We start from the raw sequence: 12,116 nt of genomic DNA, 5'->3' as shown, positions 1-12,116 counted from the left end.
TCTCGAAAACAACAAATATTTTTAAATGGCAATCTTGTCAGGATTAAAGTTTTTATATGCCATGCACGCTTACAGCTGCGACTCGATCGGCAGCCAGCGCATCACCGACACCAGCATGCGGCGCCAGAAGCCTGTTTCCGGATCCTGCGTCCACACTTTGGCGGGCTCTTCGGTAGCGTCGGACCAGCGCAGGGCGCCGTTATCGAGGAACAATCGGTAGCTGGTGTCGCTCGCCGTCGAGTGCAGGAACAGCGTGCGCATGTCCGCCGCCAGCGCGGCATCGTCGAACAGCACGCCCATTTCCGTGTTCAGCTGGGCCGAGCGCGGGTCGAGGTTGAAGGAGCCGACGAAGCCCCGCTGGCCATCGACCACCACGGCCTTGGTGTGCAGGCTGGCGCGGCTCGACCCCATCAGGCTGATGCGCTTGCGGTGCTGGGTCTTCAATTCAAACAGGTCGACGCCGCCGCCCAGCAGCATCTGGCGGTAGCGCGCATAGCCCGCATGCACGAGGGCCACGTCGGTGGCGGCCAGCGAGTTGGTCAGTACCTGGACCTTGACGCCGGCGGCGACCTTGCCGGCCAGGGTCTGCGTCAGCTCCGCGCCGGGCACAAAATAGGGTGAGGTCAGCAGCGCTTCCTCGCGTGCGTCCGTCAGCAGGGGCAGCAAGCTGTGCATCAGCCAGTGCTCGCTGCGCTGCAAACTGGCTATGGGTGCGGCTTTTTCCGGCGGGTCCGACAATACTTGCACTTGGGTACTCCAGTGCAGGCGCAGGCGGCCATCGAGGTGGGCCTGCAGCTGGCCCGCATCGGTCAGCTGGCGCAGATAGGGCGAGGCGCCCAGTTCGCCTGTGAGTGCGTCGAGGCGGGCGCGTACCGCCTGCAGTTCAGCCGCGCCCGCGTCCTTGCCTTCGTGCAAGGCGCCGATGGGGATGACGGCGCGGCTGTTCCAGAAGCGGTCGAAGATGTCGCTCGTCTGCCGCACGGCCGGACCCACCAGCAGCAGGTCGGCATCCTGGAAATTGACTTGTTCGGCGGCATCGAAGTATTCATCGCCGATATTGCGCCCGCCGACGAGGGCGACCCGGCCGTCGACGATCCAGGCCTTGTTGTGCATGCGCCGGTTCAGGCTGACGGCGCGCAAGGCCATTTCCACGGCGCGCATCCAGATGCCGTCGCGGTTGCGGCCCGGATTGAAGATGCGCACGTCGATCAGTGGATGGCTGTCGAGCGCGAGGATGGCCGTGTCCTGGCCCCGTGCGTTGATATCGTCGAGCAATACGCGCACGCGCACGCCGCGGTCGGCCGCGCGCAGCAGTTCGCGCACCAGTAGGCGTCCCGTGACGTCGTTATGCCAGATGTAGTATTGCAGGTCGAGACTGCGGCCCGCTTCGCGCGCGCTCAGGGCGCGCAGGGCGAACGCTTCCAGATTGTCGTCGATCAGGGCCGTGCCGCTGTGGTCCGGGCGCTGCGCCAGCTGCGGCGCCAGCACGCGGTCGAGCAGGGTGGCATCGATCGCCACGGGCAAGGCCGTGCCCGGCGCCCCCAGCGAGCGTTCGGCGAAGCGTCCGTAGCTGTACAGGGCGGCGATGCTGAGCACGGCAAACAAGGTGGCCAGCAGCAGCAATTTGACGAGCATGCGGCGCACCGTCAGCGGACCGCGCGCAGGCTGAGGCTGCGGTGTGCGGAGTGATGGGTGGTCAGGCGCATGCGGTGTCTTTCGTGAGCGGGGCAGTGGCCGATTGTAGCAGTTTCTATAACGCACGATTTTCGTCCAGGAACATCCTTGCCCGTCGTCAAAAATGCGAGAATGGCCAGCTCAATCAATCACCGGGGGATGCACGCATGGGACGGATTTTGACGGCAATGACGGCAATGACGGCAATGACGGCAGCCCTGCTGTCGGCGGGCGCGGCGGCGGCGCCGGGCGCCGAACCGGCGCAGCAGCAGATCAGGCAGGTGGTGGCCGACATTTCGCCGCAGCGCATCGAGGCGCATGTGCGCAAGCTCGTGGGCTTCCAGACGCGCCACACGATGTCCGATACCGTGTCCGACACGCGCGGCATCGGCGCGGCCAGGCGCTGGATCAAGGCCGAGCTGGAGCGCTGCGGCGCGCAGGCGGGCGGGCGGCTGCAGGTGGCGTTCGACAGCCATATCGCACCCGTGTCGAAGCGCATTGCGCGGCCGACGGACATCGTCAACGTGGTGGCGACCTTGCCGGGCAGCCAGCCGCAGTCGGCCGCGCGTATCTATGTCGTCAGTGGCCATTACGATTCGCGTGCCACCGACGTGATGGATGCGCAGAGCGACGCGCCTGGCGCCAATGACGACGCGTCGGGTACGGCGGCCGTGATCGAGATGGCTTGCGCGATGGCGCGCTACCGCTTCGACGCCACCATCGTCTTCATGGCCGTGGCGGCCGAGGAACAGGGACTATTGGGTTCCGGCCATTGGGCGCAGCAGGCAAAATTGAAAAATCTCAATATCGCCGGCATGCTCAACAACGACATCATCGGCAGTTCTCGCGCGGAAGACGGCACGGTCGATGGCAGCCAGGTGCGCCTGTTTGCCGAAGGCATCCCGGCCGTGAAGGAGATGAGCGACGGCGTGCGTGCCCTGGTGGCGACGGGCGGCGAAAACGATTCGATTTCGCGCCAGCTGGCGCGCCATGTGAAACAGGTGGGCGAGCGCTATGTGCCCGGCTTTACGGTCAACGTCATCCAGCGTGCCGACCGCTACCTGCGCGGCGGCGACCATATGCCTTTCCTCGCACAAGGGTATGCAGCGCTGCGTTTCACGGAACCGCACGAGGATTTTGCCCATCAGCACCAGGATGTGCGCGTGGAAAACGGCGTGCAGTACGGCGACTTGCCGCAATTCGTCGACTATGACTACGTGGCGAAAGTGGCGCGCGTAAATGCGGCGGCGCTCGCGTCGCTGGCCCTGGCGCCGGCCGCGCCCGCCGGCGTGCAGGTGCGCACGGCCCAGCTGGAAAACGCCACCTCGCTGGTCTGGCAGCCGAATACGGAACCGGACCTGGCCGGCTACCGCATCGTCTGGCGCGCCACGACGGCGGACCAGTGGCAGGGCGCACAGGACGTGGGCAATGTCACCGAAGCCAGGGTCAAGCTGTCGAAAGACAACTATTTCTTTGGCGTCCAGGCCATCGACCGCGACGGTAATGTCAGCGTGGCCACGTATCCCATGCCCTTGCGTTAGGCGCTGTTGACGGGCAGGCGCGCAAGAAAGCCGTGAATCTGGGAAACGACGGCAGCGCCTTCGCCGACGGCGGCGGCCACGCGCTTGGTGGAGCCGGCCCGCACGTCGCCGATGGCGAACACGCCCGGCACGCTCGTTTCCAGCGCGGCCCGGTCGGGCAAGTCTGGCGGATAGATTGCGTGGTCGTGGGCGCGGCACTCGGCGCGCGTGACATCGAAGCCCGTGCGGATAAAGCCCTGTTCGTCGACGGCCACGGCGCAGTCGTGCAGCCAGTCCGTGTTCGGGTCGGCGCCGACGAAAAGAAACACGCGGCGCACGGCGCAATCGGCTTCCTCGCCCGTGCGGTTGTTGCGCCAGCGCACCTCCGTCAAGCCATCGTCGTCGCCTTCGAGGGCGATGATTTCCGTGTGCGTGTGCAAGGTGATGTTGGGCGTGGCGGCGATGCGCTCGATCAGGTAGCTCGACATGCTGGCCGCCAGGCCTTCGCCGCGGATCACCATGTGGACCTTGGCGGCGTGGCCGGATAGAAACACGGCCGCCTGGCCGGCCGAGTTGCCGCCGCCAACGAGGATGATCTCTTCCTGCCGGCACAGCTTGGCTTCGATGGGCGAAGCCCAGTAATACACGCCCCGTCCTTCATATGTTTTCAGGTTGGCCAGCGAGGGGCGGCGATAGCGCGCGCCGCACGACAGCACGACCGTGCGGGCGCGTACCTGCGTACCGTCGCACAGATTGACGCGCAGGGGCCAGGTGTCGCACAGCAAGTTGGCGGCACTGGCCGGGGTGGCGATTTCGACGCCGAACTTTTGTGCCTGCACATAGGCGCGCCCCGCCAGCGCGCGGCCGGAGATGCCTGTCGGAAAGCCCAGGTAATTTTCGATGCGCGCGCTGGCGCCGGCCTGGCCACCGTACGCGCGCTGCTCGAGCGCCAGCACGCTCAAGCCTTCGGAGGCCGCATACACGGCCGTGGCCAGGCCGGCCGGTCCGGCGCCCACCACCAGCACGTCGAAAATCTTGTTGCCGGACAAATCGGGCAGCATGCCCAGGCAGCGTCCGAGCTCCGCATTGCCGGGATTCTTCATGATCTTGCCGTCAGGGCAGACGACCAGCGGCCATTCCTGCGGCGTGGGCTGGTAGCGTTCGGCCAGCGCGGCGGCGGCCGCATCCGTGGCTGGATCGAGCACCGTGTGCGGGTGGCCATTGCTCGATAAGAAACTTTGCAGGTGGAACAGATTGCCATTGCCGCGCGGTCCCACCAGCACGGGGCCGCCTGAATTCGATTCGATCAGCGCGACGCGGCGCAGGATCAGGGCGCGCACGATGCGTTCGCCCATTTCGGCCTCGGCCACGATCAATGCGCGCAGCGATTCCGAACTGATGTCGAGCAATTCCACGGCGCCGACGGCGCTGCCGTTGACGAGGGTGGGGCGGCCCGACAATTGCGCCACCTCGGCAATGAAGTGACCAACGCCCACTTCGCGCAGCACGGACGCCTGTCCCATCACTTCATGGCGCTTGATGCTGACCCGTCCGGACAGTATCACCAGCATGCCGAAGCTGCTGCTGCCCGCCTCGAACAGCGTCTCGCCATCGGCAAAGTGATGGCGCGTGCCATAACGCTGCAAGCGCTGCAGTTCGGGTCCAGTGAAGACGGGCGAGATCTGATGGCTGCGGCCATGCAAGTCAAGCGTGGCGAACTGGACGGGATCGTCCTGCGTCGTTTCGGGAATGAATTCGGGTGTGCTGCTGGCCATGGCGAGTCCGTTCGGAGGCTGAATAAGCAAATAACAAAAATAACTAACAGTGACGAGTCTAGCGCATGCGGTGCGCGCCTGCCGCAATACCCCTTGCGCACGCCCGGAAATGGCAGCGCGGCAGGCGCCATGCGGCAAGTGGCGGCGCAGCCGGACGCACAAACGGGCCCGGCTGCTGCTGCCGATCAGCGATACGCCGTCCAGCATCTCATATTAGAATGGGTCTTTGTTGAATCTACTCAAACAGACACGATGGCTTACAAGACACTTGAAGATACGATAGGCAATACCCCGCTGGTGCAGCTGACGCGCTTGCCGGGTGCCGATGCGCTTGCGCGCAACAACGTCATCCTGGGCAAGCTGGAGGGCAATAATCCGGCTGGCTCCGTGAAGGACCGCGCGGCGATGTCCATGCTCAAGCGCGCTGAAGAGCGCGGCGTCATCAAGCCCGGCGACACCCTGATCGAGGCGACCAGCGGCAATACGGGCATTGCGCTGGCCATGGCCGCCGCCTTGCGCGGCTACAAGATGCTGCTCTTGATGCCTGATAACCTGAGCGTGGAGCGTCGCCAGAGCATGGCCGCCTACGGCGCCGACATTTTATTGACGCCGAAGACGGGCGGCATGGAATATGCGCGCGACCTGGCCGAACAGATGCAGAAGGATGGCCGCGGCGTGATCCTCGACCAGTTCGCCAACGAAGACAATTCGCGCGCCCACTATGAAAGCACGGGCCCGGAAATCTGGCGCGATACGGAAGGCCGCGTCACGCACTTCGTCAGCGCCATGGGCACGACGGGCACCATCATGGGCGTGTCGCGCTATTTGAAGGAACAGAATCCCGCCATCCAGATCATCGGCGCCCAGCCCGAGGAAGGTTCGCAGATTCCCGGCATCCGCAAGTGGCCGGAAGCGTACTTGCCGAAAATCTACGACAAGTCGCGCGTGGACCAGGTGGAATACGTAAGCCAGGGCGTGGCCGAGCGCATGGCGCGCAGCCTGGCGGCGGAAGAGGGCTTGTTCTGCGGCATCTCTGCAGCCGGCGCGTGCGAAATCGCGCTGCGCATCTCGCAAACGGTGGAAAACGCGACGATCGTGTTCGTCGTGTGCGACCGCGGCGACCGCTATCTCTCGACGGGCGTGTTTCCTGCCTGATAGTTAATACGGGAAATATATCGGCCAGAACGGCCTGAGAACTGCTGGAAAGACCCCCTCCCCATGGCGGGGAGGGAAAACCTGCAAAACTGGCAGGATCAGCCTTGTGGCGTTTCGCCTTCTTTTGGCTTGAATTGCTTGTCGCTGATACGGAATTTGTTACGACGGTCACCCATCAGGTAACGCAGGTCGCGGATGCTCAGGTCGCTGACTTCGTGCATGCGGATCAGCAGCGATGCGCCGACCGGCAGGCGGTGGTGGCGGATTTTACTGATGACCGGTGGCGCCACTTCCAGCGCGCGGGACAAGGCTGCGTCGTTTTTCAGGCGCAGGTTTTCGATCAGGGTATCGAGCAGTCTGTTTGGGTTGTACTGAAGCAGATCGTCGGAGTCCGAATCGCTGTTCATATCAATGCCGACTTGGTTTGTCATGATGTTATTGTTCCTTCTGTAGTTGCACTGCAAAGTAAAAAACACTCGGAGCTCGCTCTTGCTGCGTTCATGTTCATTCTTTACTAAAAGGAACGAATTCACACACGGTACGATCCGGGATACAGTTTTTCATGATATATACACAATTGTACAACAGGATTCAATTTCAGGCGGGAAAGCCCAATAATCTTGCTTGGTACAGAACCGGTGTTGTCTAGCTGCAACACCTATTTATTCTTTATTATGCTCTATGATAGAACAAAAATTGTACTTTGACAAAAGTTAAGTATAAAACCATTACTGCATTCCGTGCCGCACAAAGGCTGGCGAGCGAGGCTGGCACATGTTATCGGGCCTACCATAGACCTGTTTGCTGGTCGATTCAATATCCCTTACGCTTTCTTACAAGTAATATTATAACTTTACACTGACTTTCGGTTAGCGTGCGCGCACTTGACTGATGGCTTTGCCCAAATCGATCACCGACATGGCATAAAAATAACTTCTGTTGTACTGAGTTATAGCAAAGAAGTTATTGGTTGCCAAGTGATACTCAGTTGCTTCTGAACCATTTTGCAAGTCGATCAAGCCGAACAGCATGTTCTGGGGCGTGGACGGGGCGGCACTCACGCCGGCTTCCTGCAATTCCCCCAGCCGGTACTTCGCTTGCAAGCCCTGGCCAATGAACTTTTCCCACGCGCGGCTGGCCGAGACGGTGACGGGATAGGTGCTGATGGCTGGATCATCGCGGCGCCAGCCGTGCTCGACGAGGAAGTGCGCGACGCTGCCGATGGCGTCGGATGTGGAATTGCGCAGGTCGATGTGGCTATCGCCATCGAAATCCACCGCATATTTCATGATGCTGCTAGGCATGAACTGGGGCAAGCCGATGGCGCCCGCATACGAGCCGAGCAGGGTCAGGGGATCGATGCCATCCTTGCGCGCGTACAGCAGCGCGTTTTCCAGCTCTCCCTTGAAAAATTCCATGCGCGCGGCGCGGGTCGGGCTTTCCGGATAGGAAAACGCGAGGGTCGTCAGCGCGTCGAGCACGCGGAAACGGCCCGTGTTGCGTCCGTACACGGTTTCCACGCCGATGATGCCGACGATGATCTCGGCCGGCACGCCATTTTCGCGTTCGGCGCGTGCCAGCGCTTCCGCGTTCTCTTCCCAGAATTTCACGCCCGCATTGATGCGCACCGGTTCGATGAAGCGGGAGCTGTACGCTTGCCAGTTCTTCGGCTTGCCGGGCGGCGCGGGCTTCATCAGTTGCACGGTTGACTCGACATAGCGCACCTTGCCGATCAGGGTATCGAGTTCGGCGCGGTCAAAGCCGTGTTTGGCGGACATGTCGTCGAGAAAGGCGCGTACTTCCTTCCAGTTGGCATAGTCGACAAATTCGCCTTCGAAGTCGAATTTCGCCGGTGCCTTTTTGGCTGCTGCCTTGGCGGGCGGCGCTTTGGCCGCGCGCACGGCACGGGCGCGGTCGGCAGCGGAAATATTGCTGTTTTCGCCAGCGTGCGCGGTGGCCAGGCACAGGGGAAGGGAGAGGAGCAGGGACAGGGCGGGGTATTTGATCGGTAACAAGGAGCGTCTCATCGGCATTGGGTTAACAGGCGGCGCAAGTGGCGCCGCGCGCGGAGTTGTTCGTCTGGGCTGGCATTACCATACTTCATCGCGGCATAGATTGCCAGAAACTGTGCGATGGCGGCGTGTGCCTCTTGTGTGGCCTTGCCCGCGGCCAACCGCGCAGCATAACCGTGCGGGCCTTCGTGCGGCGCACGGCTGTACCCGCGCCGCGCCTGTAAATGGCAAAACTGCGCATACAGGGCGTCAAGCGGATCGCCTTGCCGCGCCTGCCGCCACCAGACCAGTGCGCCCGCCACGGCGGACAGCAGGGCCAGCACGGCGCACGCGAGTGCCAGCTTTTTCGCCGGCACGTTTTTCAAGCCATCGAGCATGGCGCGCTGGCGCTGCGGCGTGGTGTCGAGCACCCAGCTGCTCCAGGCGTGCTCGGCCTGCTGCCATTGCTGGCGCCACGCGGCAACCGCCCCTTGCGCGCCGCCATCGAGGCCGGCCAAGGCGCGCCACGCCGTGAGCGGCGACGGGGCCGGCGGCAGCGCGGCGTCGAGGTTGCGCTGCGTGCGCAGGGGGGCGACGGCGCTTGTCGGGTCGACGCGCCCCCAGCCTCGGCCCGCCAGCCACACTTCGCTCCACGCATGGGCGTCGGACTGGCGAACCGTCAAGCTGTTGTCCGTACCGTTGCGCACGCCGCCCTGGTAACCGGTGACGACGCGCGCGGGTATGCCCATGGCGCGCATCAGCACGACAAAGCTGCCCGCGTAATGTTCGCAAAAGCCCGCCTGCGTGCCAAACAGGAAGTCGTCGACGCCCTGCTTGCCCAGCAGCGGCGGCTGCAGGGTGTAGCGGAACGGCGCGCGGCGGAAGTGCTCAAGCACGGCGGCGATCGCGCCGGCGGGCGCCAGCGCTTGCGCGCCGCTGCCGCGCAATGCACGGGCCCAGGCCACGCTGCGCGGGTTGCTGCCAGCGGGCAAGGCCAGCCATGGCTGCTGCTGTTCTGGCGACAGGTTTGCCTGCAGCCGGTAGCGCGGCTGGGAACTGACGCGGTAACGCACGGTCGAAGTAATAGGCTGTATGGTCAGCACTTCCAGCGCGGACGACACGACGTACGGATTGCCGGGCAAGCGTTCGATGCTGCGCGGCACGTCGAGCGCGAAGATGCGCCGCTGGCCGCTTGCTTGCAGGGTGACTTCGTAGTGGCTGGGCTGGCCTTCCAGCGCGATATCTATCCGGCTGTCGCTGGCAGGCGCGCGGCCCTTTGCGCCCCGGCGCGTCCAGGTGGCGCCGTCGAAGTCGCCCAGCACCACGCCGCGCCAATACAGCTGGTCTTGCGGCGGGAGCGGTGTGGAAAATCGGGCCGTGAAGACGGGTTCGCTTGACAGGGCCAGCGAGGCGATGGCGCCCGGCTGCATGCTGTCGGACAAGCCCGTGCGCGCCTGCGCGCCTTCCGGTGCCGTACCCCACAGGGGGCCGTCCACGCGCGGCAGGGCAAAAAACATCACGGCCGACAGGGGGATGGCCAGCGCCAGCATGCGTCCCAGTAAATTTAACCGTTGCGCCAGGCGGGGCTGCACGGCGCCGTACTGGGCTGACAGCAGGGCGGCCAGCAAGACGATGACGGTGGCCAGCATCCAGGCGGCGCTGAGGATGCCTTGCGCATGGAAGAAATTTGCCAGCAGGAGGAAAAAACTGAGGAAAACAAAGACGAAGATGTCGCGCCGGCCATGCATTTCCAGCGATTTCAAGGCCAGCAGCAAGGCCAGCATGGCCACGCCGGGATCGCGTCCCAGCACGGTGCCATAGCTGGCGTAGACGCCGGCGATACCGAGCAAGGCCATCGGCGCGAGCAGGGCCAGCCGCGGCTGGCGCTTGCCCCGCACGGTGATGACGGCGCGCCACAGCAGAAGGGCTGCTGCGGCGGCCGACAGCCACGGAGGCAGGTGCAGCGCGTGCGGAGCCAGCACCATGGCGGCGGACAGCAACAGCAGCACGATGTCGGCCTTGTCGCGCGGCAAGTTGCTCAGCCAGGCTTTCATGGCGTCGCCTGCGCTGGCGGAAAATCGTGCCGCCAATCGTGTGGCGAACCGTGCAGGGCCAGTGCGCGCAGGCAGGCGTCGCGGTGGCTGGCGCCCAGGGCCGGCGCGACAGTTAGCGGGCCCAGGCGCAAGCCATATGGCAGGCCCGTGCGTTCCGCCTGCAGCACCCAGGCGGCCAGGCGCGACAAACGCGCTTCCGGCGCCAGCGCGTGCAGGGCGGCATGCTCGAGCATGATGCTGCCATGGGCTGCGCCTGCGGGAGCGTCGGCGGCAGGCTGGAATTGTTTGCTGAATACATGCTCGCCATCATGGCGGGCGATCTGGCGCCAGGCCAGGCGGTGCAAGGGATCGCCGGGCTGGTAGGCGCGCACGCCTGCCAGCTCCAGGGCGCCATCTTGCGTACGTGGCTGCCGTGCCTGCTGTAGCGTGCCGGCAGGCAAGGGCAGCGGCGGCGCATTGTGTTCGGGCTGCGGATACACGAGCACGCGCGCCTCTGGCTGCCAGTGGCACCAGGCAAGGAACAGACCGAGCGGAAAACTGCCGGACAGGCGCACGGGCGGGGCAATCAGCCATCCCCGTTGCGGCGCGGCCACGACGATGTTGACGGCCGTTTCCCCGTGGGCGGCGATGTCGGCCAGACCGGGTGCTGCAGCCAAATCGCGGATGGCCACGTGGATGGCATGGCGCGGGCGCGCGCTGCGGTTGATCAGGCGCAAGGTGAACGTGGCCGGGCTGCCCGCGAACACGGGGCTGCCCGGCGTGGCGGCCAGGGCCAGGCCCGCCAGGTTGCGGCTGGCAAACAGCATGTCGGCGATGGCGCAGGCGGCCGCGAAATACGTGAGCGCATAGCCCAGGCCCAGGCGGTAATTGACGGCGGCGATCCACAGCGCCAGCAGCAGCGCGGCAAACGCCAGGCCTGCGCCCGAGGGACGGATGTGCACGCGCTCCGCGCCCAGCCAGGGGCGCGCCGGCAGCCATTGGATAGTGCGCCAGCGCATGCCGCTCAGACGGGAATACTCAACAGCATGTGCTGCAGCAGGCTGCGGCTATCGACGGACCCTTGCGCGGCATGCAGGCGGTGGGCGCAGACGGGCAGCAGCACGGCTTGCACGTCGTCGGGCGTGACATGGTCGCGGCCTTCCAGGGCGGCCCAGGCGCGCGCCGCCTGCAGCAGGGCCAGCGCGGCGCGCGGGCTCAGGCCATCGGCAAACACGCCCGGCGCGCGCGTGGCATGCACGAGGGCCAGCACGTAGTCGACGACGGCAGGCGCGGTGTGGATGGCGCGCAAGCCCGCTTGCGCTTGCAGCAATTCTTCCGCGTTCATGACGGCAGGCAAGGTGTGGAGCATGGCGCGGCGGTCGGCGCCCAGCAGCAGCGCCCGTTCCGCGGCCGCATCGGGGTAGCCGAGGGTCACGCACATGAGAAAGCGGTCGAGCTGCGATTCGGGCAAGGGGAAGGTGCCCAGCTGGTGCGCGCAGTTCTGCGTGGCGATGACGAAAAACGGCTGCGGCAGCGCGTGCGTGACGCCATCGAGCGTCACTTGCCGCTCTTCCATCGCTTCGAGCAAGCCCGATTGCGTCTTCGGCGTGGCGCGGTTGATCTCGTCGGCCAGCAGCACTTGCGTGAACAGGGGGCCGGGATGAAACACGAAGCTGCCGCTGCCCCGGTCATACACGCTCATGCCGGCCACGTCGGCGGGCAGCAGGTCGCTCGTGAATTGCTGGCGCTTCCATTGCAGGCCCAGCGAGATGGCCAGCGCGTGGGCCAAAGTCGTCTTGCCCACGCCGGGCACGTCTTCGATCAGCAGGTGGCCGCCGGCCAGCACGCAGGCGAGGGTCTGGCGGATCTGCAAGTGTTTGCCGACGAGAACTTCGCCGATCTGCTGTGCGGCCTGGTGTATTTTCGAAAACATGCTATTTCTATCACAGTAAGACGGATTATTTAATT

Annotated in this window: 9 protein-coding genes; 2 read left to right on the top strand and 7 right to left on the bottom strand. The window is 64.6% G+C overall.

What is annotated here, in order from left to right; translation table 11 throughout:
• Window positions 1-69 precede the first annotated feature (69 nt).
• Window positions 70-1,635, bottom strand: a complete 1,566-nt coding sequence (locus tag KO538_RS18250) for a phospholipase D family protein (RefSeq protein ID WP_219329235.1) — start codon at window positions 1,633-1,635, stop codon at window positions 70-72.
• 245 nt (window positions 1,636-1,880) lie between these two features.
• Here KO538_RS18250 and KO538_RS18245 point away from each other — a divergent pair, with 245 nt between their 5' ends.
• Window positions 1,881-3,215: a M28 family metallopeptidase gene (locus KO538_RS18245; RefSeq protein ID WP_257620435.1), complete on the top strand. Its 1,335-nt coding sequence runs from the start codon at window positions 1,881-1,883 to the stop codon at window positions 3,213-3,215.
• On the opposite strand, the gene KO538_RS18240 is transcribed toward KO538_RS18245, so the two are convergent.
• Entirely contained in the window at window positions 3,212-4,969 is a 1,758-nt protein-coding gene (locus tag KO538_RS18240) for an FAD-dependent oxidoreductase (RefSeq protein ID WP_219329234.1), read from the bottom strand. The two genes, KO538_RS18245 and KO538_RS18240, sit on opposite strands and share 4 nt — an antisense overlap.
• A gap of 252 nt (window positions 4,970-5,221) precedes the next feature.
• Between KO538_RS18240 and cysM the strand changes: the two genes are divergently transcribed.
• Window positions 5,222-6,124 (top strand): cysteine synthase CysM, encoded by a 903-nt coding sequence (gene cysM / locus KO538_RS18235; protein WP_034751785.1) that lies wholly within the window; start codon window positions 5,222-5,224, stop codon window positions 6,122-6,124.
• Window positions 6,125-6,222: 98 nt separating this feature from the next.
• Here cysM and KO538_RS18230 read toward each other — a convergent pair whose 3' ends face one another.
• From KO538_RS18230 to KO538_RS18210, 5 genes are all read right to left on the bottom strand, one after another.
• On the bottom strand, window positions 6,223-6,555 hold the full coding sequence (locus KO538_RS18230) for a hypothetical protein (RefSeq protein ID WP_034751784.1): 333 nt from the start codon (window positions 6,553-6,555) through the stop codon (window positions 6,223-6,225).
• A 438-nt stretch (window positions 6,556-6,993) separates the two neighbouring features.
• A complete protein-coding gene (mltB, locus tag KO538_RS18225; protein WP_374106861.1) occupies window positions 6,994-8,157 on the bottom strand; it encodes a lytic murein transglycosylase B in 1,164 nt (387 codons plus the stop codon).
• A complete protein-coding gene (locus tag KO538_RS18220; RefSeq protein WP_219329232.1) occupies window positions 8,148-10,169 on the bottom strand; it encodes a DUF3488 and transglutaminase-like domain-containing protein in 2,022 nt (673 codons plus the stop codon). The genes mltB and KO538_RS18220 overlap by 10 nt, the downstream gene beginning before the upstream one ends.
• A complete protein-coding gene (locus KO538_RS18215) occupies window positions 10,166-11,167 on the bottom strand; it encodes a DUF58 domain-containing protein (protein ID WP_219329231.1) in 1,002 nt (333 codons plus the stop codon). The genes KO538_RS18220 and KO538_RS18215 overlap by 4 nt, the downstream gene beginning before the upstream one ends.
• 5 nt (window positions 11,168-11,172) lie before the next feature.
• On the bottom strand, window positions 11,173-12,081 hold the full coding sequence (locus KO538_RS18210; RefSeq protein WP_219329230.1) for a MoxR family ATPase: 909 nt from the start codon (window positions 12,079-12,081) through the stop codon (window positions 11,173-11,175).
• Between the last annotated feature and the right edge of the window lie 35 nt (window positions 12,082-12,116).

It is taken from the genome of Janthinobacterium sp. NKUCC08_JDC (assembly GCF_019345575.1).
GTDB classification, from domain to species: Bacteria; Pseudomonadota; Gammaproteobacteria; order Burkholderiales; family Burkholderiaceae_D; genus Janthinobacterium; species Janthinobacterium aestuarii.
Note: the sequence above shows the minus strand (reverse complement) of the source record. Positions and strands in the feature narration are given on the sequence as shown.

Coding starts and splice junctions, on each gene's coding strand:
- KO538_RS18250 (WP_219329235.1), bottom strand. CDS start 1,635: ATGCTCGTCAAATTGCTGCTGCTGGCCACCTTGTTTGCCGTGCTCAGC.
- KO538_RS18245 (WP_257620435.1), top strand. CDS start 1,881: ATGACGGCAGCCCTGCTGTCGGCGGGCGCGGCGGCGGCGCCGGGCGCC.
- KO538_RS18240 (WP_219329234.1), bottom strand. CDS start 4,969: ATGGCCAGCAGCACACCCGAATTCATTCCCGAAACGACGCAGGACGAT.
- cysM (WP_034751785.1), top strand. CDS start 5,222: ATGGCTTACAAGACACTTGAAGATACGATAGGCAATACCCCGCTGGTG.
- KO538_RS18230 (WP_034751784.1), bottom strand. CDS start 6,555: ATGACAAACCAAGTCGGCATTGATATGAACAGCGATTCGGACTCCGAC.
- mltB (WP_374106861.1), bottom strand. CDS start 8,157: ATGCCGATGAGACGCTCCTTGTTACCGATCAAATACCCCGCCCTGTCC.
- KO538_RS18220 (WP_219329232.1), bottom strand. CDS start 10,169: ATGAAAGCCTGGCTGAGCAACTTGCCGCGCGACAAGGCCGACATCGTG.
- KO538_RS18215 (WP_219329231.1), bottom strand. CDS start 11,167: ATGCGCTGGCGCACTATCCAATGGCTGCCGGCGCGCCCCTGGCTGGGC.
- KO538_RS18210 (WP_219329230.1), bottom strand. CDS start 12,081: ATGTTTTCGAAAATACACCAGGCCGCACAGCAGATCGGCGAAGTTCTC.